The 23718-nt window shown below is 65.3% G+C and carries 25 protein-coding genes; 15 read left to right on the plus strand and 10 right to left on the minus strand.

The window, feature by feature from the left end; genetic code table 11:
- Positions 1 to 124 precede the first annotated feature (124 nt).
- Positions 125 to 1351: a glycosyltransferase family 4 protein gene (locus tag DWV00_RS25370; RefSeq protein WP_115536378.1), complete on the plus strand. Its 1227-nt coding sequence runs from the start codon at positions 125 to 127 to the stop codon at positions 1349 to 1351.
- Here the strand turns inward: DWV00_RS25370 and DWV00_RS25375 are convergent.
- On the minus strand, positions 1296 to 2771 hold the full coding sequence (locus tag DWV00_RS25375; RefSeq protein WP_115536379.1) for a sodium:solute symporter family protein: 1476 nt from the start codon (positions 2769 to 2771) through the stop codon (positions 1296 to 1298). The genes DWV00_RS25370 and DWV00_RS25375 overlap by 56 nt on opposite strands.
- Complete coding sequence (locus DWV00_RS25380) at positions 2768 to 2983, minus strand: DUF3311 domain-containing protein (RefSeq protein ID WP_115536380.1); 216 nt, start codon at positions 2981 to 2983, stop codon at positions 2768 to 2770. Before DWV00_RS25380 ends, DWV00_RS25375 begins: the two co-directional genes overlap by 4 nt.
- A gap of 351 nt (positions 2984 to 3334) precedes the next feature.
- On the opposite strand from DWV00_RS25380, the gene DWV00_RS25385 reads away from it, so the two are divergent.
- The 3 genes from DWV00_RS25385 to DWV00_RS25395 are packed head-to-tail and all read left to right on the plus strand — an operon-like array spanning position 3335 to position 4969.
- Positions 3335 to 3964, plus strand: a complete 630-nt coding sequence (locus tag DWV00_RS25385) for an RNA polymerase sigma factor (protein ID WP_115536381.1) — start codon at positions 3335 to 3337, stop codon at positions 3962 to 3964.
- A gap of 28 nt (positions 3965 to 3992) precedes the next feature.
- On the plus strand, positions 3993 to 4445 hold the full coding sequence (locus DWV00_RS25390; protein WP_425452827.1) for a hypothetical protein: 453 nt from the start codon (positions 3993 to 3995) through the stop codon (positions 4443 to 4445).
- Positions 4442 to 4969: a periplasmic heavy metal sensor gene (locus DWV00_RS25395; RefSeq protein ID WP_115536382.1), complete on the plus strand. Its 528-nt coding sequence runs from the start codon at positions 4442 to 4444 to the stop codon at positions 4967 to 4969. The genes DWV00_RS25390 and DWV00_RS25395 overlap by 4 nt, the downstream gene beginning before the upstream one ends.
- 63 nt (positions 4970 to 5032) lie before the next feature.
- Here the strand turns inward: DWV00_RS25395 and DWV00_RS25400 are convergent, their stop codons facing one another.
- Complete coding sequence (locus DWV00_RS25400; RefSeq protein WP_115536383.1) at positions 5033 to 5518, minus strand: aminoacyl-tRNA deacylase; 486 nt, start codon at positions 5516 to 5518, stop codon at positions 5033 to 5035.
- A 140-nt stretch (positions 5519 to 5658) separates the two neighbouring features.
- Between DWV00_RS25400 and DWV00_RS25405 the strand changes: the two genes are divergently transcribed.
- From DWV00_RS25405 to DWV00_RS25435, 7 genes are all read left to right on the plus strand, one after another.
- Positions 5659 to 6027, plus strand: coding sequence for a YbjQ family protein (locus tag DWV00_RS25405; protein WP_115536384.1), 369 nt, complete (start codon positions 5659 to 5661; stop codon positions 6025 to 6027).
- A gap of 201 nt (positions 6028 to 6228) precedes the next feature.
- Entirely contained in the window at positions 6229 to 7617 is a 1389-nt protein-coding gene (locus DWV00_RS25410; RefSeq protein WP_115536385.1) for a DUF1800 domain-containing protein, read from the plus strand.
- A 53-nt stretch (positions 7618 to 7670) separates the two neighbouring features.
- Positions 7671 to 8768, plus strand: coding sequence for a DUF1501 domain-containing protein (locus DWV00_RS25415; protein WP_181885590.1), 1098 nt, complete (start codon positions 7671 to 7673; stop codon positions 8766 to 8768).
- A 118-nt stretch (positions 8769 to 8886) separates the two neighbouring features.
- Positions 8887 to 9114: a hypothetical protein gene (locus tag DWV00_RS25420; protein ID WP_115536387.1), complete on the plus strand. Its 228-nt coding sequence runs from the start codon at positions 8887 to 8889 to the stop codon at positions 9112 to 9114.
- A gap of 245 nt (positions 9115 to 9359) precedes the next feature.
- A complete protein-coding gene (locus tag DWV00_RS25425) occupies positions 9360 to 10595 on the plus strand; it encodes a paraquat-inducible protein A (RefSeq protein ID WP_115536388.1) in 1236 nt (411 codons plus the stop codon).
- Complete coding sequence (locus tag DWV00_RS25430) at positions 10592 to 11899, plus strand: MlaD family protein (protein WP_115536522.1); 1308 nt, start codon at positions 10592 to 10594, stop codon at positions 11897 to 11899. Before DWV00_RS25425 ends, DWV00_RS25430 begins: the two co-directional genes overlap by 4 nt.
- The gene (locus tag DWV00_RS25435; RefSeq protein ID WP_245965037.1) at positions 11896 to 12525 is read left to right on the plus strand and encodes a PqiC family protein; all 630 of its coding nucleotides are present in this window, start codon (positions 11896 to 11898) and stop codon (positions 12523 to 12525) included. The genes DWV00_RS25430 and DWV00_RS25435 overlap by 4 nt, the downstream gene beginning before the upstream one ends.
- Before the next feature lie 40 nt (positions 12526 to 12565).
- On the opposite strand, the gene DWV00_RS25440 is transcribed toward DWV00_RS25435, so the two are convergent.
- Genes DWV00_RS25440 through DWV00_RS25455 form a run of 4 tightly spaced genes read right to left on the minus strand, consistent with a single transcriptional unit; the run spans position 12566 to position 15636 of the window.
- Positions 12566 to 13582 (minus strand): anti-sigma factor family protein, encoded by a 1017-nt coding sequence (locus tag DWV00_RS25440; RefSeq protein WP_115536390.1) that lies wholly within the window; start codon positions 13580 to 13582, stop codon positions 12566 to 12568.
- Complete coding sequence (locus DWV00_RS25445; protein ID WP_115536391.1) at positions 13569 to 14201, minus strand: RNA polymerase sigma factor; 633 nt, start codon at positions 14199 to 14201, stop codon at positions 13569 to 13571. The genes DWV00_RS25440 and DWV00_RS25445 overlap by 14 nt, the downstream gene beginning before the upstream one ends.
- Positions 14202 to 14221: 20 nt before the next feature.
- Positions 14222 to 14668 carry a cupredoxin domain-containing protein gene (locus DWV00_RS25450; RefSeq protein ID WP_245965038.1) on the minus strand — a complete coding sequence of 149 codons (447 nt, stop codon included), beginning with the start codon at positions 14666 to 14668 and terminating at the stop codon, positions 14222 to 14224.
- The gene (locus DWV00_RS25455) at positions 14665 to 15636 is read right to left on the minus strand and encodes a metallophosphoesterase family protein (RefSeq protein ID WP_115536392.1); all 972 of its coding nucleotides are present in this window, start codon (positions 15634 to 15636) and stop codon (positions 14665 to 14667) included. The genes DWV00_RS25450 and DWV00_RS25455 overlap by 4 nt, the downstream gene beginning before the upstream one ends.
- A gap of 280 nt (positions 15637 to 15916) precedes the next feature.
- On the opposite strand from DWV00_RS25455, the gene DWV00_RS25460 reads away from it, so the two are divergent.
- On the plus strand, positions 15917 to 16585 hold the full coding sequence (locus DWV00_RS25460; RefSeq protein WP_115536393.1) for a DUF2239 family protein: 669 nt from the start codon (positions 15917 to 15919) through the stop codon (positions 16583 to 16585).
- 141 nt (positions 16586 to 16726) lie between these two features.
- On the opposite strand, the gene DWV00_RS25465 is transcribed toward DWV00_RS25460, so the two are convergent.
- Entirely contained in the window at positions 16727 to 17320 is a 594-nt protein-coding gene (locus DWV00_RS25465) for an acetate uptake transporter (RefSeq protein ID WP_115536394.1), read from the minus strand.
- A 572-nt stretch (positions 17321 to 17892) separates the two neighbouring features.
- Between DWV00_RS25465 and DWV00_RS34185 the strand changes: the two genes are divergently transcribed.
- Complete coding sequence (locus DWV00_RS34185) at positions 17893 to 18171, plus strand: hypothetical protein (RefSeq protein ID WP_181885585.1); 279 nt, start codon at positions 17893 to 17895, stop codon at positions 18169 to 18171.
- Between the two features lie 21 nt (positions 18172 to 18192).
- On the opposite strand, the gene DWV00_RS25475 is transcribed toward DWV00_RS34185, so the two are convergent.
- Together DWV00_RS25475 and DWV00_RS25480 are read right to left on the minus strand one after the other, a co-directional pair.
- A complete protein-coding gene (locus DWV00_RS25475; RefSeq protein ID WP_115536395.1) occupies positions 18193 to 19197 on the minus strand; it encodes an LLM class flavin-dependent oxidoreductase in 1005 nt (334 codons plus the stop codon).
- Positions 19198 to 19506: 309 nt separating this feature from the next.
- Complete coding sequence (locus tag DWV00_RS25480) at positions 19507 to 21267, minus strand: eCIS core domain-containing protein (protein ID WP_115536396.1); 1761 nt, start codon at positions 21265 to 21267, stop codon at positions 19507 to 19509.
- Between the two features lie 347 nt (positions 21268 to 21614).
- Between DWV00_RS25480 and groES the strand changes: the two genes are divergently transcribed.
- Both groES and groL read left to right on the plus strand, forming a co-directional pair.
- Entirely contained in the window at positions 21615 to 21905 is a 291-nt protein-coding gene (gene groES, locus DWV00_RS25485) for a co-chaperone GroES (protein ID WP_102648303.1), read from the plus strand.
- Between the two features lie 50 nt (positions 21906 to 21955).
- Complete coding sequence (gene groL / locus DWV00_RS25490) at positions 21956 to 23596, plus strand: chaperonin GroEL (RefSeq protein WP_115536397.1); 1641 nt, start codon at positions 21956 to 21958, stop codon at positions 23594 to 23596.
- Positions 23597 to 23718: the final 122 nt, after the last annotated feature.

The raw sequence follows: 23718 nt of genomic DNA on the forward strand, positions 1-23718 counted from the left end.
GCGGCGGTTACCGTTCGCAGTGGTACTCGCCGGTATGCACGGCCCCCGGCGATGCGATGGGGCGCACCGCGCACCGCGCGGCGAGCCGCGATAGGCCCCTCACGCGCGCTGCGCGACGAACGTCATGCGCATTCTTCAACTCGTGCTTGCGCCTCGGTTGTCCGGCGCGGAAATGCTCGTCAAGGGCATTGCGATCGGCCATCGGCGCGGCGGCCACACCGTCGGCATCGCGTCGCTGCTGCCGGCCGAGGACGATTTCGCCGATGCGGCCCGCGAACTCGCCGCGCAGCAAGTCGCCTGCCTTTTTCCTTCCAAGCGAAACGATCGTTTCGCCCGGCTCGTTTTCCTCTACCGCACGATCCGGCACTTCGCCCCCGATATCGTCTTCGCTCATACGACGATTCCCGCGCTCTACGTGCGTGCGCTGCCGCTGTCGGTGCCGATCGTCTTCGTCATGCACTCGGGAATGAACGACTTCACCGAGAACCGGCGGCTGTGGTGGGCCGAACGTTTGCTCGCCCGCCGAGCGAGGGCCTTGATCGGCGTCACGCAGCGCAATGTCGATCAATATGCGGCGACGATCGGCTCGCATGGCGAGTCGTTCGTGGTGCCGAACGGTGTGGACGTCGAGCGGTTTCGGATCGGCCGAACGAGGAATGACGCGGAAAACGTCGCGTACGCCGACGATGCCGAGGACTTCGAGAACGCCGAGGCGAGACGCATGAAGCGAATCGTTCAGATCGGGCGCTACATGCCGGAGAAGGGGCAGCTCGATACCGTGCGTGCGTTTTACGAAGTACTGAACGTAACGGAAGCACTGAAGCTGAACCGCGGGCCGAGCGAGCGATCGCAGCCGCAACAAAGGCCGCAACGACGACCAGAGCCTTTCCTCCATCTATGCGGCGTCATCGAGGATCGCGGCTATCACGCGCGCGTCGTCTCGCTCGTCGAGACGCTCGGCATCGCGGCCAACGTGCGGATCGAAGGACCGCGCACGGATGTCCCCGATCTGCTCGCGCAAGCGGACGTCTTCGCCATGCCGTCGCGTTTCGAGGCGCACAGCATCGGTTTTCTGGAAGCGCTCGCATCGGGCATCCCGATCGTCGCCAACGCGATCGGCGGGTTCGCGTTCGCGCGCGGCTACCCGAGCGTGTGCCTGGTGGATACGGAGGATGCTGGGCGATTCGGCCGAGCGCTGGCCGATGCGTTGGAGCAGCCGCGCTGCGCACGGCCGCTCGATGGGCTGACGCTCGAAGAGACGGCCGGGCGCTACCTCGAGATCGCCCGGCGGGTGGTTACAGGGTGTGGGCGTGCGAATGCTCCGCGGCGCGAGGCTGCGTCACGGCGCTGACCAAAACGAGCACGACGATGTTCAGCGCAAGCGCGACGAGGCCGATGTTCACGTCCTTGAGCTTCTCGGGCAGGGACGGGAACCATTGGCCGATGCTCGCGTGCGTGAGCGTCGTGTAGGCGACGACGGCCACGCCCGCCACGATGCCGGCGAACGCGCCTTGCTTGGTCACCCAATTGCGGGCGGCCAAGCTCGTCACGATGGCCGGGAACAACTGCGTCACGAAGCTGTACCCCATCAGCAGCAGCGCCACGATCGTCTCGCCGCCGCGCAGCGTGAAAAACACGGCGACGAGCGCGATGATGGGGACGAGCACGCGCGCGGCCTGCGTGACGGCCGCATCCGACGCTTGCCGGTTGACGCCGCCGCGGTAGACGTCGTTGGCGAGCAGCGTCGCCGCCGCATTGAGGATCATCGAGCCCGGCACGAGCGCGGTCAGGACGCCGGCCGCGCCGATCACGCCGATGAACCACGGATCGAACGTCTGCAGCGAGAGGTGAAACAGCGACAAGTCGATGTCGCTGCCTTTCAGGCCAGGCACTTTCAACGACGCCGCGAAGCCCACGAAGAAGACGAACAGCAGGATCAGCTGATAGAGCGGCAGCACGGCCGCGTTGCGGCGGAAGATGCGTTCGTCGCGCGCCGTATAGATCGAGCCGAACGTATGCGGCCACATGAAGAAACCGAGCGCGGTCAGCAGCACCGTCGATTGGAACCACGTCACGCTCGAGCCCTTGGCCGGGAACGTCAGGAAGCCGGGCTTGGCCGTGTCGATGGCATGGAACATCGACGAGAAGCCGCCGTAGAAATGGATCGGCAGGTAGATGCCGAGGAAGATGACGATCGCGAGAATCATCGTGTCTTTCATCACCGAATTCCATGCCGACCCACGCACGCCCGAGACCGTCACGTAGGCGGTGACCACGATCGCGCCGATCCAGATGGCGGCCGTCGGCGAGATCGCGCCGTAGGACGCCGTCGTCACGATGATGCCGAGGCCCTTGAACTGCAGCACCAGATACGGCACGAGCGCGACGACGTCGACGATGGCGACGAGCACGCCGAGCGAGGGGCTCGAATACTTGCTCGAGAGAAAGTGGGGCTGCGAGACGAGACGATGCGATTTCGCGTAGCGCCAGATCGGCGGCAGCATCCAATACGAGAGGATGTAGGCGAGCGTGCCGTACGACAGGATGTAATAGGCGGCCGCGCCCTTGCCGTAGGCGAAGCCGCTGCCGCCGAGGAACGTGAACGTCGTATAGATTTCGCCTGCCATCAGCAGAAAGACGAACGCGGTGCCGAAGCTGCGTCCGCCGACCGACCACTGCTCGAGGTTCATGTCGTGGCCGCGCCGGGCGCGTACGCCGAGCCCGAGCGCGACGAGCGTGACGGCGGCGATGATGAGAAGGGCGCTGCTCATGATCGGGCCTCCTCGTTGGCTTGGGCACCGGCCCGATTGGTCGGATCGAGCTTGTAGACGATCGCCATGATGACGGCGGCCAAGACGACCCAGAGAACGATCCACGCGAGCACCAGCGGCATGCCGAATACGAGCGGCTCGACGCGATTGACGAATGGGACGCCTAGCAAAATGCCGATGAACGGCAGCGCGGCGAGTAACCGAAGAACCATGAAAACACTCCTCGAGGCAAAAGGTAGTGCGGGTGAACGACGGCCTAGCGTTCTGACTCTATGCCGTTTCGGATTGCGTCGTAAACATTTTCAAAAATATGTGCGATGAATAGGACGAATGCTGCGGTAGCCTGCGAGTCGCGGACAGCGACGGGTTTTTGCGGCAGCCCCCGTTTAAAGGAGGAGCCGGTGTCGAAAGCCGGGATGAGAAGGTCGAAAAAGGGTGGCCAGGGCGATGACGACGGGAGTTCAGACGGTGAAACGCGAACGCGCGGCGCTCATGCGGCAGTGCCGCATGGCTAGGACTGCCCGATCGGGCGGGCGCCGCGCGCGTGGCGGGGAAGGCCGGCGTTGAACGAACGCGACCCCGATGCCGAGCTGGTCGAGCGCGTGGCGCGCGACGACGCGTCGGCGGTGCGTCAGCTCGTCGCGCGCAAGCTGCCGCGCCTGCTGGCGCTGGCCGCGCGCATGCTCGGCGATCGCATGGAGGCGGAGGACGTGGCGCAGGAGACGTTCGTGCGTGTTTGGAAGCAGGCGCCGCATTGGCGCGAGGGCGAGGCGCGTTTCGACACCTGGCTGCACCGGGTGGCGATGAACTTGTGCTACGACCGGCTGCGGATGCGGCGCGAGACCCCCGACGACACCGTGGCCGATACGCTCGCCGAGGATGAGGCGTGCGCGCCGAGCGGCCCCGAGGCGGCGCTCGAAGCGCGCCAGCACGGCGCTCGCGTGCGCTCGGCATTGGCGGCGCTGCCGCCGCGTCAGCGCGAGGCGCTCGTGCTGACCTACTACCAGGAACTGTCGAACGCGGAAGCGGCCGGCCTCATGGGCCTCACCGTCGAGGCGCTCGAAAGTCTGCTCGTGCGTGCCCGGCGCGGCGTGCGTGCCCAACTGGCCGAAGGCGGGCCGGCGCCTAAAGGCGGCGAGCGCACGGGCGCGGCGCGCGACACCGAGACGGTTCCCGCACTGCGGAAACGATGATCAGCAAGGAATTCGCAAGGATCGATGTATGACGACGATGACTCCTCGACGCTTCGCCCAAATCGTCGACGCCTATGGCGCCGATCCGAGCCGCTGGCCCACCGGCGAGCGCGCGGCGGCATGCGCGTTCGCGCAAGCCTATCCGGACGAGGCACGGACACGGCTCGAGGAGGCGGCCGCGCTCGACGCGTGCCTCTCGGCCGATATCGTCGAGCCGGCCAGCCGTTCGCTGCAGCGCCGCATCGTCGCCTCGGCGAAGCCGCCCGGCCACCGTCCCGCTCGCGGCGCCCGGGCCGCGCGCTGGTGGCTGCCCGGCGCCGCGATCGCGGGCGCGGGCGTGGCGGGGCTCGTCGCCGGCGCACTGGCGATGTCGTTTCTCATCGTCGGGGCGGGCGAGGGGCCGGGCGCGGTGCACGAGCCGTCCTATATGTCGACGGCTTTCGGATTCGATACGTCGAGCGCCGAGGGGAGCATCGAATGACGACGCGTGCAATCAAAGCCCTTTGCGTCGGCTCGATCGTGCTCAACGTATTTCTGGTCGGGGCGATCGTTGGCGGGACCTATCGCTGGTTCACGGCCGAGCGGGGCCTGCCCGCCGCCGTCAAGACGAAGGGCGGAGCGCCGCAGGCGCTGCGTTTCGCGGCGCAGGACCTTTCGCCCGAACGGCAGCGTCAGTTTCTGGACGCGTTGAAGCAGGCGCGCCGCGACGGGCGGCCGCTTGCGCAGCAAGCGCGCGAAGGCCGGCGCGACGTGCTGCGGCTCGTGGGAGCGCCGCAGTTCGACCGGCAGTCGCTCGACGACGCGCTCGCCAGTACGCGAGACGCCGACCGCGCGCTGAGGGAACGCGTCGAAACGGCGGTTGCCGATTTCGTCGCGACGTTGACGCCGGCCGAGCGTGCCACGTTCGCGCAGAGTTTGAGGCTGCACGGGCAATGGCGGCAGCCGAAGCCGCCCGCGAACGCGAAGAAGCCGCGCGCGCCGGACGAATCGTCCGGCGCGCACTGACACGGACACTGACGCGCCAACCGGCCCAGCCCGGCGGCCGGATGGGTAACGCGCGTCGCCGTGCTACATCGAAATGCCCTGCATTCGATGGGCGAAGCGTGCCCGTTCGGCGCGATCCATCAACGAAAGGAATTGGTCGACCTGCATCCGGATCAATTCCTCGTGGTCGCCGGCTTCGAAAAAGACCTCGGGCTGCTGGGTCAGGCTTTCGTCGAGATAGGTGATCATCCCGTACTCGGTGCATACGGGCGGCAGGGCGCCGGGCTCGCAATCCTTGAACAGCTCGCGCATGTCCGTTTCGCTTGCGAGCGTCAGATGGCGGCCGGTCATCTCCCAGATCTCGGAGAGGCGGACGGCGTGCGTCGACGGCAGCACGGCCGCGACATAGCCTTTTTCGTCTTCCAGCAGAACCGTCTTGGCGAGACGTTCGCCGGGTACATGCGCGGCCGAAGCCGTTTCGATACTCGAGTGGCTGTAAGGGTGGTGGAGGACTTCGTAACGGCAGCCCTTGTCCTGCAGGCATGCCTCGAGGGTGGCAGACATCGACATGGCGGACCTCCGTCGAGGAAAAGAGCGAAAGTGCGATCGGCCGCGCTCGACACGTGCTTGATGCCAACGCGAGCACGGCGTTCTCCTAGAATAGGCTCTTTGCACGATAACGAAAAATCATGACCAATCCGCTCTCCTCCATGTCATCTCCCCTTCATCGCTCGGTGCGCCTCCAGCGCGAGCACGTCACGACAGCGTTCGATCTGCCCGGCTACCGCGTCGAGCGCTCGCTCGGCGTCGTGCGCGGCATCGTCGTGCGCTCGCGCTCCATCGTCGGCGCCGTGGGCGCGTCGCTGCAGACGCTGTTCGGCGGCAACATCACGCTTTACACGTCGCTGTGCGAGCGCGCGCGGGCCGACGCCTACGAGCGGATGGTCGAGCACGCGGCCGACCTCGGCGCGAACGCCGTCGTCGCCGTCCGGTACGACGCCACCGAAATCGCGTCGGGCGTCACCGAAGTGCTGTGCTACGGCACCGCCGTTCAGGTGCGGCCGTCGGCGCAGTTCTGACGTAGCCCGGCGTGTGACGGGGCGTAAGCGGCGCTGCAAGCGGGCTTTTAAGCGGGCTGGTAAGCCGATGCCGTAGCGCGTCCGGCCGTTTCCCAAAAATTTTCTCTCTCGATGCGACGGGTCGCTCGGGTTCGCTCCGTTTAAGCAGCGTACCGACGCAAACGTCGACACGTCGACACCTCGACAGGGAGTGAGGGGAACATGACCGATTCACCGCATCTGACCGAAGCGGCCATCGCGCTGAACCGCTTCGGCCTCGGCGCGCGCGGCGACGAGTCGCCGCCGTCCGACCCTAAAGCGTGGCTGCTGAACCAATTCGACCGCTACGATCCGAAGCCGGCCGCGTTGGCCCAGCAACCCGATTCGCCGGCCGTGGCGCAGGAACTCGGCGCCGCGCGGCAGCAGGTCGCGAGCGGCGCCGATCAAGACGCGAAGCTCGCAGCCCGCAAGATGCTGCGCACCGAAGTGCGCGACGCGTACCGCGACGCCGTCGACGCGCGCGTGCAAAGCGCGCTGACGACGCAAACGCCGTTCGTCGACCGGCTCGTGTACTTCTGGAGTAATCACTTCGCGATTTCGACGGAGAAGCCTCAGGTGGCCGCGCTGGCCGGCGCGTTCGAAACCGAGGCGATTCGTCCGCACGTGCTCGGCCGTTTCGAGGACATGCTGCTCGCCGTCGAACGCCATCCCGCGATGCAGGTATTCCTCGATCAAGTGCGCTCGATCGGTCCGGACAGCCGTGCCGCGATGCGTGCCGACGCACGCGATCCCCAGCATAAGCGCGGCCTGAACGAGAATCTCGGGCGCGAGATCATGGAGTTGCACACGCTGGGCGTACGCACGGGCTACACGCAGAGCGACGTCACCGAATTCGCGCGCGCGCTGACGGGCTGGAGCATCGTCGGCCCGAAAGGCGCGGGCGGCACGCCCGGCACGTTTATTTTCCGCCCCGCGCTGCACGAACCGGGCGATCGCACGATCATGGGCCGTCGCTATACCGAACCCGGCGAGGCGCAAGCGCGGGCGGTGCTGCACGATCTAGCGTCGGCGCCGGCCACGGCCAATCATGTCGCGACCAAGCTCGCGCGCCACTTCGCCGGAGACAACCCGAGCCAGGCGCTCGTCGCCCGGCTGGCCCAGGCGTTTCAATCGAGCGGGGGCGATCTGCCCACCGTCTATCGCGCGCTCGTTGCCTCGTCCGAGGCGTGGACGAGCACGCCCGTCAAGTTCAAGACCCCCTGGGATTGGACGATCTCGACGCTGCGCGGCCTCGGCGTGCAGGAGATGCCCGGCATCAAGGCCGCGCCGATCCTGACGCAGCTCGGGCAACCCGTATGGCGCCCGGGTTCGCCCGCCGGCTATGACGATATCGCCGCAAGCTGGGCCGCGCCCGATGCACTGATGCGGCGCGTCGACCTCGCGCAGCGGATCGGGGCGCGTGTCGGCGACCGCGTCGATGCGCGCACGCTCGGCCCGAAACTGACCGCGGGTTCGCTCGATCCCGCGACGGCGCTGGCCGTCTCGCGCGCCGAAAGCGCACAAACGGCGCTCGCGCTGCTGCTCGTGTCGCCCGACTTTCAAAGGAGATAAGCGTGATCTCTCGCCGCAAGTTCCTGAGCGTCACGGCCGCCGGTGCCGGCGCGATGCTCGTCGCGCCGCAACTGGTGTTCGCCAGCGTCCAATCGGAGCGCCGCTTCGTCTTCATCATTCAACGCGGTGCCGCCGATGGCCTGCACATCGTCGTGCCCTACGCCGAGCCGGCTTATGCGACGCTGCGCGGCCCGATCGCCGTCGATGCGTCCACGGCCACGCGGCTCGACGGGACGTTCGCCTTGCATCCGTCGCTGCAGCGCACGGCGCAGTTCTATGCGGACAAGCAGGCGATGTTCGTGCATGCGGTGGCCACGCCTTACCGCGATCGCTCGCACTTCGACGGGCAAAACGTTTTGGAAACGGGCGGCAACGCGCCTTACAGCCTGCGCGACGGATGGCTGAACCGTCTCGTCGCGCTCGTCGGGCCGAGCCGTGCGCAGGCCATTGCCGTGGCGCCGACGGTCCCGCTCGCGCTGCGCGGCAAGGTCGACGTGGCGTCGTACGCGCCTTCGGCGTTGCCGAGCGCATCGGACGACTTGCTGATGCGCGTCGGCGCGCTCTACGAGCACGATGCACAGCTCGGGCCGCTCTGGCATTCGGCGATGGCCGCGCGCGACATGGCGGGCGGCGAGCGGGCGCGGGGCGATGCCGCCGGCATCGGCAAGGTCGCGGCGAATTTTCTGGCGCGGCCCGACGGCCCGCGCATCGCGATGATCGAGACGCTCGGGTGGGACACGCATAGCGGCCAGAACCCGCGCTTGACCGCGCAGCTCAAGGCACTCGATGCGATGGTCGGCGCGCTGCGCGACGGCCTCGGGCCGGTGTGGGACAAGACGACGGTCGTCGTGGCGACGGAGTTCGGCCGCACGGCCGCGGTCAACGGCACGGGCGGCACCGATCACGGCACGGGGACGGCGGCGATGCTCATGGGCGGGGCGGTGCGCGGCGGGCGCGTACTGGCCGATTGGCCGGGGTTGCGTACGGCGGATCTCTACCAGGGGCGGGACCTGCGGCCGACGACGTCGCTCGACGACGTCATCGCCGGCGCCGCGAGCGAAACGTTCGGGCTCGATCCGCATCGCACGGCCGCGGCGCTCTTTCCGCAGACGAAGGAGAGCAAACCGGTTGCCGGGCTCGTCGCCGTTTGACCGAGGACGGCCGAGCGATCGGCTAATCGGCTGCCGCCTCGGCCCGCCGGCCGCCCCCTATGTTGGATTTTTCAACCCTGCTGTACCGCTTGGTTCCGCGTTTCTGGAGATTGATCCGATGACGATTCGATTTACGTTCCTTCGTTCGCGCGCCGCGCTTGCGCTCGTCGTGTCGGCGGCCGCGATGTCGCTTGCGGCTTGCGTCGTCGAGCCCGCTCGTCCGCCGCAGCCCGCGCCGCTCGTCGAGGTCATGCCGGCGCCGCAGCCCGGCTATCACTGGGTCAAGGGCCACTACGTGTGGCGCGGCCGCTGGGAATGGATCCGCGGCCACTGGGCGCCGAACTGACCGCGCGGTGGCGTGCGGTGTGAAGAATTCGATCGACGTCGTTGCGCCGCCAACTCCGTGGATGCTTTCCGGATGATCGTGCCGATGTGATCCGGGAACGTTGTGTGCTTGCCTCTGTGTTTGTCCCCCCTTTGTCCCTGATTGCCGGGGTAGCGAGCACGGAGGCCGCACCGCATGAAGATCCGCTGTTTCCGTTGGCCAGCCGCCGCCGGCGCGGCGCGATGCCGGTCGGCACGTGAGGCCGCATGACCATCGGCTGTCCCGAATGCGGGGCGCTCGAAGACACCTCGGAGCTGGCCGGGCGCACGCTCGCGCGGTGCCGCGTCTGTCACTATCCGCTCGAGCGCACGAGCGGCCGTTCCGTCGGCGCGGCGCTGGCATGCTCGCTCACGACCTTCGTCCTGCTGCTGCCCGGTAACCTGTCGCCGCTCATGACGGTCCACCTGCTCGGCGCCGAGCGTTCGGCGCAGCTCGGCACGGGCATCGTATTGATGTGGAAAGAGGGCTTTCAGCTGTTGGCCGTCGTTCTCGGCATGACGGGCATCGTGTTGCCCATCGTGCGTTTTTCCGCGCTGTCGGTCGTGCTTTCGGCCGTGCTCCTCGGCTGGCGCCCTCGCTGGCTCGGCCGCTGCTACCGCTGGACCCTATGGCTCGATGCCTGGGCCATGCCCGATGTTTTCCTGATCGGCTGCTTCGTCGGCTACTCGCGCGTGACGCAGCAGTTGACGGGCTCGATCGATGCGGGCGGCTACTGCTTCATCGCAGCCGCATTCATGTCGATGCTGACGCGCGCGACGCTCGACCGGCGCACCGTCTGGCGTGCGATCGCGCCCGAGCATCAGCTGACGCCCGGCGAGCGTGTGCTTTCATGCACGGCATGCGATTTGATCGCGCCGGTCGAGCTGGCCGGGCACCCCTGTCCCCGTTGCGCCCTGACGCTGCGCAAACGCAAGCCCGGTGCCATTTCACGCGCCGCGGCGCTCAGTGTGGCCGCATTCGTGCTCGCCTTCCCCGCGAACTTCTATCCGATGACGATTTCGTACCAGCTCGGTCACGCGGTCACGCACCGCATCGTCGACGGCGTCGCCGAACTATTCCAAGCGGGACTCTGGCCGTTCGGCATTCTGATTTTTTGCACGAGCATTGCGATTCCGTTCGTGAAGCTCGCGGGTATCGCCTGGTTCGTCGCATCGGTGCTGCGCCGTTCCGACCGGCATCTGCGGACGAAGACGCATCTGTACCGGCTCATCGACGAACTCGGACGCTGGTCGAACGTCGACGTGTTCACGATCGCCGCGTTCGTGCCGCTGATCCGGTTCGACGGCATCGCGAATGCGCGGCCCTATGATGGCGCGACCGCATTTGCACTCGTCGTCATCCTGACGATGGCGGCTTCGCGCGCGTTCGATCCGCGCCTCATGTGGGACGCGGCGCAAGAGCGGCACGCGCAAGCTGGACCCGCGCAAGCGAGGCACGCGTGAACGAGCCCGCCGAAAAGCGCACCGAAGGGGCGGACGTGAAGCGCTCGCGTTGGCCGGGCTGGATTTGGGCCGTGCCGATCGCCGCGATCGGCGTGGCCGGCTGGCTCGGCATCCGTGCCCTCGTGCAAGGCGGCGAGACCGTGACGATCGTATTCGACGATGCCTACGGCATGCAGGCCGACAACACGGAAGTTTCGCTGCACGGCGTCAAAGTGGGCGAGGTCAGGGACGTCGCGCTCGACGGCGACGGCCGCCACGTCGACGTCAAGGTGGAGATTCGCCGCAGCGCCGATCCTTACTTGCGCACGGGCACGCGCTTCTGGGTCAAGGGCGCGCGCTTCGATTTCAGCGACCCGTCCTCGGCGAAGGCGTTGCTCGGCGGCCCCGAAATCGTCATGCAGCCGGGATCGGGCGCAGCGACGCGAAAATTCGAAGGCAGCGACCGCGCGTATTCGCCGGCCGCGGCGGTGAGGTACGTGGTCCGCTTTCCGGGCGCGGTCGGTCAGCTCGACGAGGGCGCTCAGGTGCGGCTGCGCGGTTTTCGCGTCGGCGAAGTCACACAGGTCTCGCTCCATTACGACGCGAGCACCGGCACGCTCGACACGCCCGTCGAGATCGTGCTCGATGCGACGCAGCTCGGTTTTGCCGAGAGCGCCAAACCGGCCGACGGCAACTGGCGTCCCGTCGTCGACGACATGCTGCGGCACCTGATCGCCACAGGGCTGCGCGCTCGGCTCACGCAAGATCCGCCGCTCGTCGGCTCGCACGAGGTGACGCTCGATTTCGTGCCGGGCGCGCCGAGCGCGACGCTGGCCGCACGCAACGGCGAGACCGACATTCCGAGCGCGCCCACGGGCGACGTCGACGCGATCGTCGCGCAGGCCGGCGACGTCATGTCGAAGGCCGACCACATCATGACGAAGATCGACGCGTTGCCGATCGAAGAGACGGGCGATAACGTTCGCCGCATCACGGCGCGTATCCGGGCGTTGTCGTCGTCGCCTCAGATCGCTGACAGTCTCGACCACATCGACCGCTCGGTGGCGCAGATCGACAAAACGCTGAACCAGGTTTCGCCGCAGATCGGGCCGCTCGTGACGCAGTTGCGGCAGACGGCGCACGAGGCCGACAGCGCCGTGGCGGCCGCCAACCGGACGATCGGCGGTGATCCGATGCGGCAGAACGATCTGCCCGCGGCATTGCGCGAGCTGACCGACATGGCCCGTTCGGTGCGCGCGCTCGCCGACTATCTCGAGCGGCATCCGGAGGCGCTCGTGCGCGGCAAGGGAGGGAAGGGGCAATGACGCCGAGAGCGACGACATCGACGAGAACAATGGGGGCGACGAGGGCGTTCGCCTGTATCGCCGCGTTGACCGCGTTGGCCACTTTGACCGCCTGCGGCCACAGCCCCCCGACGCGCTATTTTTCTCTCGATGCGGTGCCGCCGAGTGCGCCCCTCTCGACGGACGCTGCTCACATGGCGCCGGTCCAGTTGGGTGCCGTGCGGATTCCGGCCTCGCTCGACCGGCCCGAGATCGTCGCGCAGGATGCGCAATACCGGCTCTCAATACGCGAGAACGATCACTGGGGCGCGCCGTTCGCGCAGATGATACGCAGCACACTCGCGCAAGATCTGCTCGCGCGCCTGCCGCCCGGTTCGTTCGTGCTGCCCGGCGCGCCGGCGCCGCCGGGCGCGCGCGGTATCGTCGTCACTGTCCTCGATCTGCGCGCGAACGCACAAGGAGAGATGACGTTCGAAGGCAGCTGGACGCTGACGGCGGGCGAGAACGCGACGGCCGTGATGACGCAGGAAGTCTCGTTGACGGAGCCGATGCCGTCCGGCGATTCCGCCGCGATTGCGGCCGCGCTAAGCCGCGTGGTGGGTCGATTGGCCGACCGGATCGCCGCGTCTCTCGCCGCGCAGCGGTGAGCGAACGCCGCTGCATGGCGATGTGCGCGGCCGTTCCCCCTCATTGCACCGCGCCCGTCGGCGGCCGGCTCAAGCGCTCCGTCAGCGCCGCGTGCAACTTCGCGAGCACGGCCGGTTCGGCATCGCTGACGGCCCACCAGAGCATGCCTTGGTCACGCCAGCGCGCGATCGCGTAGCCGTCGCTCGTCAGTGCGGGCGGCGCGCGCAGTGTGCCGGCGTCCGTCTCGGGCATCACATAGACGTCGATGACGTGCTTGCGATAGCGATAGACGAGCACGGCGACGCGCCGATGGCCGACGTAGTCGAGGCGGCCGCCCGTCAGCGCGAAGCCGGCGTCGGCAAGGTCCTCGACGGGCGGCGCATAGTCGAGCCGACCGTTGAACCAGGGCTTGACCGTATGCTGATCGGACGAGACCACGTCGATGTCGTGTCCCGACAATTGCGCGCGGACATGACTCTGAACGAGTTCGTCGACGAAGGCCGTGTTCGTCCTTTCAGTGCTGCCGGGCCGATTCACGACGAGCGCGACGCTCGCGATCAGCGCGACGGCGGCGACGGCGATGCCCATCGGCCATCCGAACGCGGAGGAGGATCCGCCGGTCGGACGAGCGGCTCCGGCTCCGGCTCCGGCTCTGCGCGGTGCGCGCCACGCGTTCCAAGCCCAGCCGAAGCCGCCGGGCACGCGTCGCTTGTCGCGGGTGCCATGGCTGTCGCGCGTGTCGAGTGATGGCTTAGGTGCTTGACCGGAGTTGCCTGGGCGCACGCGCGGTTCTTGTGCTGATGCCGCTGCTGCTGCGTCTTGGTCCTGATCTTCGTTCCGATGCGAAGGCGCGACCTCTACGGCCGGCAGTGCCGCGAGCATGCGCGCGCGCAGCGCGTCGGGCGCGTGAAAGTACTCGGCTGTGCGCGTCGCTTGGCTGACGGCCAGCAGCGCTTGCGTTTCGCGCCGGCATTCGGGACACGTCGTCAAATGCTGCTCCACGCGCAGCGCCTCCGCGGCCGACAGCTCGCGGTCGACGGCGGCACCGAGGAGCGGTCGGGCTTCATTGCAGTCCATCTGGGCTCTCCTTGGCGATCGTGTCGATGCGTGCGGGACGCTCGTCGCGCAAAGGCGCGAGTAGCACGGCCAGCTTGCGCCGGCCGCGCGCGAGGCGCGACATGACGGTGCCGATCGGCAGGTCGGCGATGATCGCGATATCGCGATAGCTCATGTCTTCCAATTCGCGCAGGATCAGGACCTCCCGATACTCGACCGGCAGGCGTTCGAGCGCTTCGCGCACGAGCCTCGTGTTCTCGCCTTGCAGCAGCAGCGTTTGCGGATCGGCGCAGATCGACGAGACTTCGTCGAAGATGCTCGTTTCGTCGAGTTCGTCGTCGAACTGCGCCACCTCGCGCGAATTCGTGCGCCGTCGCCATTCGGTGTACCAGGTGCGCCGCACGATCGCGAGCAGCCAGGGCCGCGCGTTCTCGCCTCGGAACGTGCCGAAGAAGCGAAAAGCCCGCACGAAGGCTTCCTGAACGACGTCGTCGGCATCGCCAGCGTTGCCGCTGAGCCAGCGCGCGAGGTTGTATGCCGCATCGAGATGCGGCAGCGCGAGTTGTTGAAAGCGGCGGCTGCGCTCGGCTTCGTCGTGCTCGCCGGGCGATGTGTTCGCGTGCTTGTCGGTTTCGGCCACCTGGAACGCCTCCTTGACCCTCAATGCACGACGATCTTGCCGACCATCATCGGGTGGATACCGCAAAAGTAGGCGTAGGTGCCCGGCTTGTCGAGCACCGTCGCGAACGAATCGTCGGTATCGAGCGCTTGCGACGGCTTGAACGCGCCCCCCGCGCTGATGACGGTATGCGGCTCGTCGTCGCGATTGGTCCAGACGATGCGGGCGCCGGCCGGCACCGTCAGTTCCTTCGGCGAAAACGCGAAGTCGTGAATATCGATGCGATAGGTGGCGCCGCCGTTGCCGGAGGCAGTCGCAGTGCCGGTGTCGTTCGATGCGGCGGCGGCCGAGCCGGCCACGCAAAGCGCGGTCGATACGGCGAGGGGGACGACGACGAGCGCCCGCAACAGCGTAAGCAAACGCATGCGCGAGCCCGAGCCCCTGCTTGTGCCCGTGCCTTTATCGGGAGCGTGAGCGAACGTTCTCATGACAGCGCCTCGTCGGTCAGCGCGAGCGTACGGCCCGCGTGTACGTGGCGCACCTCGCGCACGCCGAGATAGGCCGCGAGTTGCCCGGGCGGCACGTCCTTGAGCGGACCGGGCCCAGGGCCCACACCCGGTGCGGGTTGCGGATAGGCGGTCGAGCGCGCCGTATAGAACGTGACATGGCCTTCGACTTTCTGCTGAATTTGGTGGATGTGACCGTTCAGGACCGTGACCGAGCCGAAGCGGCGCAGCATCGCGAGCGCTTCGCCCGCATCGTCGGTGCCCCAGCCCCATTGCGGGTAGAGCGACCACATCGGCATGTGCGCGAACACGACGATCGGCGTTTCAGACGTGCGCGCCGCGAGATCCTGCTTGAGCCACGCGAGCTGATCGGGCCCGAGCCAGCCGAGGCCGCCGCCTTGCAAGTTCAGCACGTTGATGAGCGCGACGAAGTGCACGCCGCGATGATCGAAGCTGTACCAGCCGCCTTCGGTTTGCTTTTCGCCGAAGCGCTCGAAGAAGGCGCGGCCGTTGTCGCCGATGACGTCGTGCTCGCCGGGCACGAAGAACGCGCGCCGCGTGCTCGAGCCGCGCACGAGCTGGTCGACCGTATCGAATTCGTCGGGCCGCGACAAATGGGTGAGGTCGCCCGTGTGAACGATGAAGTCGGGTTGTACCGGCTGCGCGTCGATGCGCGCGAGCGCGGCCTTGAGTGTGCCCGTGACGTCGGGATTCGGCGCTTTCGTGAAGCCGATGTGCGAGTCGCTGATTTGCACGAAGCTGAACGTGGCGTCCTTCAGCGCGTCGGCCGCAGCTTGGGTGTCAGCATCGGCATCGCCGCCGAGCGTGCGCGCCTGCAAGACGCCGCCGTGCATCGTCCAAAGCGTGCCGGCGCCGGCCCACGCCATGCATTTGAGAAAACGGCGGCGGTTCGTCGCCGCGCGATCGTCGGGGTGGTCGTCGTGATCCATGTTGCTCTCCTGGGAAATGAGCACGCGGTGCGTGATCGGGGGGCAGGCGTGCGACGGCAGCGCGGCCCTCGGAGAGCGTTACCGGGTGACCTCGCCAAATATTCCCGCGATCGGTGATGGTCTCTGATCGCTCCGATCTGAGGGACTGAGGGACTCGCGATTTGCAGGGAGGCGGGCCAGCGGATGTTCGAGCGATAATTTTATCCGGGTGTTATTGATTTATGATTTTTGCCCGGATATTATTTGTGCATCTGTTGATTTGTTCTCATGGGAGCCCTTCATGGCGCATCGGCCGGAGCCTTGTTTATTCACGATTTTTGACGGTCATCGCCATTTGGCGTCGGGAACGCTGCCGACTGTCGCGCTAGCCGGCAAGCACGCAGCCGCTGAGGGTGCGCCTGGGCCGATTCTGATTTTCGACAACGGAACGGGGCGCTCGATCGACGTCGATACGCGCGGCACGGACGAGCAGGTGCGCGAGCGCTTGAGTCGCGCGCCCGGCGCTTGTGCGCCGATCGCTCAGGAAGAATCCGGCGAGGAACCGGCCGCAGCCGGCGAAGGCGCCGCGCCACGCGGGCGCGGCCGGCCGAAGCTGGGCGTGATCGCCCGCGAGGTCACGCTGCTGCCGCGGCATTGGGAATGGCTGGGTTCGCAGCCGGGCGGGTCATCGGTGGCGCTGCGCAAGCTTGTCGAGGAGGCGCGCCGCAACCACGCGCGGCGAGACGAGAAGCGCGCCGCGCACGAGCGGGCCTATCACTTCATGTCCGCGATGGCGGGCAATTTGCGAGACTTCGAGGAAGCGACGCGCGCGCTGTTCGCCGATGACGCCTCTCGTTTCGCCACGCTTGCGGCCGATTGGCCGGCGGACATTCGAAGCCACGCCGAGTGGCTTGCGTTTGGCGACACGGCACAAACTAATACCCCGGCTGCTGCCGGCCCGCGGTCCTGAGCGGCGCGGGAAACGCCGGGTCGGTACACCGCGGGACGAGCAGGCCGGTGCTGCGTCGATTCGCTCGCCGACTATTCGTCGACTTCGCGTCGAATTGGCTCGAATCGGGTCGTACAACCCGATTCGAGCGCGAGGATTGCGTCAGCGGGCCAGCGTAGGCGCGGGCGTCGCGGTGCTTTGCCCGATCGGGAAGACCGCTCGGCCGTACATTTCGATCTGCATCTCGGCGGCCGACAGATAGAAGGCCAGGATCGCCGTGAGCAGGCCCGCGTAGCCGCCTGCCGCGTGGAGAGCAGCCGAACCCGTCCATTCACCGAACGCCAGCAGGAAGAACGTGATCCACAGAACGAGGAAGACGCCTTGCAGGACCTTCGGCGAGCGGAACGTGGCAAGCCACATGTAGAACGTGAACACGCCCCACAGGCACAGATACCAGCCGACGAAGGCTGCCGGCACCTTGTCGTGCAGGAACAGCACGAACAGTGCGAACGACCACCAGAAAGCGCCGTAGCTGACGAACGCCGTCGCGCCGAACGTGTTGCCGCGCGGCACCTCCATCACGCCGGCGATGATCTGCGCCGTGCCGCCGAAGGCGAAGGCGCACGCGAGCACCATGCCGATGGCATCGCCCGTGAACCAGCCCGCGTTGATCATGCTGAGAAGCCAGGTGGTTAGCGCAAAACCCGCCAGACCGAGCGGCGCCGGATTGGGAAACTTCTTTGCTTCGTTGCTCATTGCCGTGCCCTTGATAGTGGGATCAACGTCCCGTTAATTGACGCATTGAGTTTTGAAACGTGGGCGGCATGGGCTGCCGCCTTGACGGACGGGGGAGAACGCAGTCTTCCCGTAATCCGGATTTCTGAAGTTAATAGTCTCCTTCGTTGTTTTCATCGCGATGCAAGTAGCGGAAACCCTGTATTTATTTCATTCTGGATTTCAGACCGCTTCATTTACGTCGAAACACATCGCATGCGTCATTAATACGCCGGCTCACTTACCCAAAACTTACGCCTGGCCGACCTAGAGGGTGCGACCGAACATGGGGGATTGCGCTGACGAATGTGCCGCGCAACCGCGGCGCGCAACGAGTGAACGGACAACGCTACCCGTCTGCCTCGAGGCCGCGCGAAGGCGCTGACAGGTCCGCCTGCCTGCGCGGCGGACCTAATCGATTGCGGTGTGGCTTGATCGTCGCGCTCGGGAGCGCTGAAAGCCTCGCCCCTTAGGGGCGGGAATGTCACTACTTGGGTTGGGTGCCGGCGGGCGGTCGACGGGCGATAGGGTCGTTGGTTGGCTTTTGCGGCCGCTTGATCGGCATGTTGTCCGGATTGTGGGCATTCGCGCCGCTGACGGGTGACTGTGGTGGTCGAACCATGGATGCACCGACATCCGCCGCCGGCCGTCGCGCCCAAGCCGCGTCGGCCGCGCATGCGCAGATGCATGCCAGCGCGGCCAGCATCGCGGCGCGGGCCGATATTCGCTTGATTGAGTCCATCGAATCCTCCTCGTCGGTCGAACGGGACCCCGCAGGCGCGATTCGCGCCTGGCGCTGGCGTCCCGATCAGCACCGATCGAGCAGCAATTGAAAGACCTGCTCCCCCTACCGTTCAACGCCCCGCGGAGGCAGCCGCCATCGCATCGCGCACCTGTGTCCCGATTTCGAACGAGCGCAGCCGCGCGGCGTGATCGTAGATCTGCGCGGTCAGGATCAACTCGTCGGCCTGGGTTTGGGCGATGATCGATTCGAGCGCCGCTCGCACGGTCTCGGGGCTGCCGACGGCCGAGCAAGCAAGCGAGTGCCGCACGTTGGCCAATTCCATCTCCGATGCCTCGAGTTGGTCGACCGGCGGCGGTAATTGTCCGGGCGTACCGCGCCGTAGTGCGATGAATTGCTGCTGCAGCGACGTGAAGAGCCGCTCGCCTTCGGCGTCGGTTTCGGCCGCGAACAGATTCACGCCGACCATCGCATAAGGCTTGGCGAGCGCGGCTGACGGGCGGAATTGCGAGCGATAGACGTGCAGGGCGGTCAGCAGATGATCGGGGGCAAAGTGCGAAGCGAAGGCGAAGGGTAGACCGAGTCCTGCAGCCAATTGCGCGGAAAACAGCGACGAGCCGAGCAGCCAGATCGGCACGTTCAGCCCGGCGCCGGGTACGGCCCGCACGCGTTGACCGCTCACGGGTTCGGCGAAATAGCGCTGCAACTCGACGACATCTTCGGGAAACCGATCGGCGCTTTCATGCATGTCGCGCCGCAGCGCGCGGGCCGTCGTTTGATCGGTGCCTGGGGCGCGCCCCAGACCCAGATCGATGCGATCCGGGTAGAGCGAGGCGAGCGTACCGAACTGTTCGGCGATGACGAGCGGGGCGTGGTTCGGCAGCATGACGCCGCCCGAGCCGACGCGGATCGTCTTCGTGCCGCCGGCGATATGGCCGATCACGACGGCCGTTGCCGCGCTCGCGATGCCGGGCATGTTGTGATGTTCGGCGAGCCAGAAGCGCTGGTAGCCCCAGCGTTCGGCGTGCTGGGCGAGGTCGAGCGAGTGGCGGAAGGCGTCGGTCGGCGTTTTGCCGAGCGGGATCGGGGCGAGGTCGAGGACCGAGAAGGGGATCATCGTCGTGAGGCGCTTCTAGGGCGCTCGGCGCGGGCGGATATCGGCGCGGAACACCGCTGGGCGGCAGCGAGAAAAAGGAGAGGGCATTGTGCCAAACGACCAAGATTGCCGCTGTCGGCTGAAAAAAGGCCATGCCCGCCGCAGGGACTCTTCGGTACTCGACGGCGAGTTCGGGGCGTTCGCACGCATCGGGCCGTGTAACGGGCGAACTGCGCCCTGAGAAAACTAGCCGATTCCTATATTCCGTTCCCCGCCATGGCACGAATATCCGGCGCTTGATAGGGGGCTAGTCCCGTATTTCTCTTCATCCTATCTCGGCTCATTGTCCGTCACCCGGAACCAAGAATTTCCATTATTCACTTGGGTTTTTCCTTTGTCATTCGAGGCATAATAGATCTTATCAGCCGGTATCGGGGTAAGAAAATCATATTCCGTGAATTTTACTGTACCTGTAGACTTCGCGCTCTGCGCGACAGCCACTATCTGTGCTCCAGAAGGAGACGCATAAAGCCCGGTTGTAGGCGATGCTGATATACAAGTAAAGATCTCATCGACCTTAATTAAATATGATGTGGTCCCGGCGCCAGTCTCGGGTCCTGAGCAAACATAGTTAAGCAAAATAATCTTCTTTCCGCCTTCGATTTCTATTTTCGTCAATGAGTGCACCAAGTCTGTAGGCGGCCGCTTTTTTCCGTCATCGTTATTATTTATATCTTGCCCAGATTCGCGGGCAATCATGGTTCGGGCGTCTTTTTCGGCTTCTGCACTGCTGCGAGTCCGCAAGTAAGCAGCCAGCTTTGCAACGTAACCTGCCGGCTTCTCCCCGGGTCGAAATCCAGTTTCCTTTATGACTGCTTGCAACCTGCTATCGCCTCTGAACAGATTTTTAATTGCCAAATATTTTGGAATTAGCACATGCGTTTCATCCGCTCCATGGCTGACTATATTGTGAGCGCCAGAGCTGTGTTCAGGGGCTCCTGCCGCGGACCCAGCTGCGGCCGCCGCCCCGCTTACAGGTCCATCTCTTTTGGCCGGTGCAGGTATGTGGGGGCTGCTTGATGCTGCGCTTGATGATGAGCTTGATGCCGCGCTTGATGCTGAAGCCATGCCAGACAAAGCCATAGGTGGCGCTGACTGCGCGGCGGTTTTCCGCAGTACACTGAGCAGATCTTTCTTCGCGATAGCAGCGTCAAAAACTCCTTTGTAGAATTCTCCTCGCAGATAATTGGCGGCGGCGGCCACCTTCGGTTCGTGCCTGCAAAGCAGATTCAGGGCGTTATTAAAATATTCTTCCCCTTCGCGTGTGAATTGCATAGGGGCATGCGATGAAGCGGCACCAAGTTGCGCTGTCATTGACGTTCCGCGCATGGTTGCCGCAGACGCAACCGAGGTCATCTCCGTTCGCTGTTTCAGCTGGGTCGCCGCAGGCGAGCTATTCTCCAATTGTTGATGGCGTTGCGCGGCTTTCTCGCCCATCACGTCGGCCTCTTTCTCCAGTGAAGGATCGTCGTTGACCGCGCCTGCCTTAGTTTGCAAAGTAGGCCGAACCCGCCCCTGAGCTTGCTGCACGATATGCCAAGCCTCATGCGGCAAATGCCTTTCCTGCCCAGGCCCCACATGAATCTCACTGCCCTGGGCATAAGCATGCGCTTGCAGCTGCGCCGGCTTATCCGAGTTATAGTGCACCTTCACATGATCCATGCTCATGCCGGAGAGCGACTCTATTCCCGACTTCAATTGATTGGGCAAGCCGGTATTGTTGGGATTTTCATCGCGCTGTACGGGCGACAATTGAGCGGGTATTGTGCCGTCTTCGTGTCGTTGAACTATTCCGCCAAAGAGCGTATTTATTTTATGGCGTTGCGCCACCAACTGCGGGCTGTTGTGAATGGCGTCCCCCAACGCCCGTTGCTGTAGCATCCGCGGGCTGTTATTCGTCATGTCGGTGAGTTTGCGTTGCGCCACCGCCGCTGGACGGTTGTCCACCGACATCCGCTCGTGCGTTTCCGTCCCGGCAGCTTCCGTTTGGACGGCATCGGCGTCATTTCTTGATTGCAGTGGTGCACGCATGGGGTGGCCTTCGTCGACGAGGGGCGTTATCGGTATGACTGCATGATCGTGACCTCATTTTACCTTTACTCGACCTGGGCGCTTTCGAATGCCGCTAGACGGCCGGGCCAGGACGCGCGGGTGATATACGGGATTTCCCTATGTTCGAATCGGAAGGGCACGCGGCGGACAGCCGGCCTCTGATTTGCCATGCCCTCAAATTCTCCCTGCCACCCCTCCTTGAATTTGCCATAGTCGGTCCATATAATTAGCACTCGCTGCACATGAGTGCTAACAAGTTCCGTCCGGGTCGCTACCTGGCGGCCTCAACTTCAGCGTCCTTCAGTCTCAAACCAGAGAGGAAATGTATGAACCTTCGTCCTTTGCACGATCGCGTCATCGTGAAGCGTTTGGATCAAGAAACCAAGACTGCCTCGGGCATCGTGATCCCTGACGCCGCCGCCGAAAAGCCGGATCAAGGCGAAGTGCTCGCGATCGGGCCGGGCAAGCGCAACGACAAGGGCGACCAAATCGCTCTCGACGTCAAAGTCGGCGATCGCGTCCTGTTCGGCAAGTACGCCGGCCAAACGGTCAAGGTCGACGGCAACGAACTGCTCGTGATGCGCGAAGAAGACATCATGGCGGTCGTGCAGAAGTAATTTCCGCCGTCCAGGTCGATATTTCACAAAGAATTTCAAGGAGTTAGAAGATGGCAGCTAAAGACGTCGTATTCGGCGACAGCGCTCGCGCCAAGATGGTGGAAGGCGTGAATATCCTTGCGAACGCAGTGAAGGTCACGCTGGGCCCGAAGGGTCGCAACGTTGTCCTCGAGCGTAGCTTCGGCGGCCCGACGGTCACGAAGGATGGCGTGTCGGTCGCCAAGGAAATCGAGCTCGAAGACAAGCTCCAGAACATGGGCGCGCAGATGGTCAAGGAAGTCGCTTCCAAGACCAGCGACAACGCCGGCGACGGTACGACGACGGCCACGGTGCTGGCTCAGTCGATCGTGCGCGAAGGCATGAAGTACGTCGCATCGGGCATGAACCCGATGGACCTGAAGCGCGGCATCGAAAAGGCCGTGGCAGCGGCAGTGGAAGAGCTGAAGAAGATCAGCAAGCCCTGCACGACGAACAAGGAAATCGCGCAAGTCGGCGCGATCTCGGCGAACAGCGACACGTCGATCGGCGATCGCATCGCTGAAGCGATGGACAAGGTCGGCAAGGAAGGCGTGATCACCGTCGAAGACGGCAAGTCGCTGGCCGACGAGCTCGACGTCGTCGAAGGTATGCAATTCGACCGCGGCTACCTGTCGCCGTACTTCATCAACAACCCGGACAAGCAAGTCGCCGTCCTCGACAACCCGTTCGTGCTGCTGCACGACAAGAAGGTGTCGAACATCCGCGATCTGCTGCCGGTGCTCGAGCAAGTCGCCAAGGCTGGCCGTCCGCTGCTGATCATCGCTGAAGACGTCGAAGGCGAAGCGCTCGCTACGCTGGTCGTCAACAACATCCGCGGCATCCTGAAGACCGTTGCGGTCAAGGCGCCTGGCTTCGGCGATCGTCGCAAGGCGATGCTGGAAGACATCGCGATCCTGACGGGCGGCCAAGTGATCGCCGAGGAAACGGGCCTGACGCTCGAGAAGGCAACGCTGGCCGAACTGGGCCAAGCGAAGCGCATCGAAGTGGGCAAGGAAAACACGACGATCATCGACGGCGCAGGCGAAGCCGCGAACATCGAAGCGCGCGTGAAGCAAGTGCGCACGCAAATCGAAGAAGCGACGTCCGACTACGACCGCGAAAAGCTGCAAGAGCGTGTCGCTAAGCTGGCTGGCGGCGTGGCCGTCATCAAGGTCGGCGCTGCGACCGAAGTCGAAATGAAGGAAAAGAAGGCACGTGTCGAAGACGCACTGCACGCAACGCGCGCGGCTGTGGAAGAAGGCATCGTGGCCGGCGGCGGCGTGGCGCTGATCCGCGCTCGTACGGCGATCACCGGCCTGACGGGCGCGAACGCCGATCAAGACGCCGGCATCAAGATCGTGCTGCGCGCGATGGAAGAGCCGCTGCGTCAGATCGTGACGAACGGCGGCCTGGAAGCCGGCGTTGTCGTGGCAGCCGTTGCTGCGGGCAAGGGCAACTACGGCTTCAACGCTTCGACGGAAGAGTACTGCGATCTGGTGGAAGCCGGCGTGGTGGATCCGACGAAGGTGACGCGTACGGCCCTGCAAAACGCCGCTTCGGTGGCGGGCCTGCTGCTGACGACGGACGCAGCCGTTGCCGAACTGCCGAAGAAGGATGCCCCGATGCCTGGCGGTATGCCCGGTGGCATGGGCGGCATGGGCATGGACATGTAATTTCGGCGTTGCGGCCCGCTCGGGCTGCAAACCGGGATCACATGAAGGGCGCGCCGCGAGGCGCGTCCTCCAGCCAAAGAAACCCCGCAGCAACGCGGGGTTTTTTACATGTGGGTACGCAC

The organism is Trinickia dinghuensis (assembly GCF_003367175.1).
Lineage (GTDB): Bacteria > Pseudomonadota > Gammaproteobacteria > Burkholderiales > Burkholderiaceae > Trinickia > Trinickia dinghuensis.

What these genes read in the sequence shown, in the direction of transcription:
- DWV00_RS25465 (WP_115536394.1), bottom strand. Translation starts at nt 17,320, where the DNA reads ATGAGCAACGAAGCAAAGAAGTTTCCCAATCCGGCGCCGCTCGGTCTG.
- DWV00_RS25390 (WP_425452827.1), top strand. Translation starts at nt 3,993, where the DNA reads ATGACGACGATGACTCCTCGACGCTTCGCCCAAATCGTCGACGCCTAT.
- DWV00_RS25425 (WP_115536388.1), top strand. Translation starts at nt 9,360, where the DNA reads ATGACCATCGGCTGTCCCGAATGCGGGGCGCTCGAAGACACCTCGGAG.
- DWV00_RS25460 (WP_115536393.1), top strand. Translation starts at nt 15,917, where the DNA reads ATGGCGCATCGGCCGGAGCCTTGTTTATTCACGATTTTTGACGGTCAT.
- groL (WP_115536397.1), top strand. Translation starts at nt 21,956, where the DNA reads ATGGCAGCTAAAGACGTCGTATTCGGCGACAGCGCTCGCGCCAAGATG.
- DWV00_RS25475 (WP_115536395.1), bottom strand. Translation starts at nt 19,197, where the DNA reads ATGATCCCCTTCTCGGTCCTCGACCTCGCCCCGATCCCGCTCGGCAAA.
- DWV00_RS25440 (WP_115536390.1), bottom strand. Translation starts at nt 13,582, where the DNA reads ATGGACTGCAATGAAGCCCGACCGCTCCTCGGTGCCGCCGTCGACCGC.
- DWV00_RS25400 (WP_115536383.1), bottom strand. Translation starts at nt 5,518, where the DNA reads ATGTCGATGTCTGCCACCCTCGAGGCATGCCTGCAGGACAAGGGCTGC.
- DWV00_RS25480 (WP_115536396.1), bottom strand. Translation starts at nt 21,267, where the DNA reads ATGCGTGCACCACTGCAATCAAGAAATGACGCCGATGCCGTCCAAACG.
- DWV00_RS25410 (WP_115536385.1), top strand. Translation starts at nt 6,229, where the DNA reads ATGACCGATTCACCGCATCTGACCGAAGCGGCCATCGCGCTGAACCGC.
- groES (WP_102648303.1), top strand. Translation starts at nt 21,615, where the DNA reads ATGAACCTTCGTCCTTTGCACGATCGCGTCATCGTGAAGCGTTTGGAT.
- DWV00_RS25415 (WP_181885590.1), top strand. Translation starts at nt 7,671, where the DNA reads ATGCTCGTCGCGCCGCAACTGGTGTTCGCCAGCGTCCAATCGGAGCGC.
- DWV00_RS25420 (WP_115536387.1), top strand. Translation starts at nt 8,887, where the DNA reads ATGACGATTCGATTTACGTTCCTTCGTTCGCGCGCCGCGCTTGCGCTC.
- DWV00_RS25435 (WP_245965037.1), top strand. Translation starts at nt 11,896, where the DNA reads ATGACGCCGAGAGCGACGACATCGACGAGAACAATGGGGGCGACGAGG.
- DWV00_RS25395 (WP_115536382.1), top strand. Translation starts at nt 4,442, where the DNA reads ATGACGACGCGTGCAATCAAAGCCCTTTGCGTCGGCTCGATCGTGCTC.
- DWV00_RS25455 (WP_115536392.1), bottom strand. Translation starts at nt 15,636, where the DNA reads ATGGATCACGACGACCACCCCGACGATCGCGCGGCGACGAACCGCCGC.
- DWV00_RS25450 (WP_245965038.1), bottom strand. Translation starts at nt 14,668, where the DNA reads ATGAGAACGTTCGCTCACGCTCCCGATAAAGGCACGGGCACAAGCAGG.
- DWV00_RS25375 (WP_115536379.1), bottom strand. Translation starts at nt 2,771, where the DNA reads ATGAGCAGCGCCCTTCTCATCATCGCCGCCGTCACGCTCGTCGCGCTC.
- DWV00_RS25370 (WP_115536378.1), top strand. Translation starts at nt 125, where the DNA reads ATGCGCATTCTTCAACTCGTGCTTGCGCCTCGGTTGTCCGGCGCGGAA.
- DWV00_RS25405 (WP_115536384.1), top strand. Translation starts at nt 5,659, where the DNA reads ATGTCATCTCCCCTTCATCGCTCGGTGCGCCTCCAGCGCGAGCACGTC.
- DWV00_RS25380 (WP_115536380.1), bottom strand. Translation starts at nt 2,983, where the DNA reads ATGGTTCTTCGGTTACTCGCCGCGCTGCCGTTCATCGGCATTTTGCTA.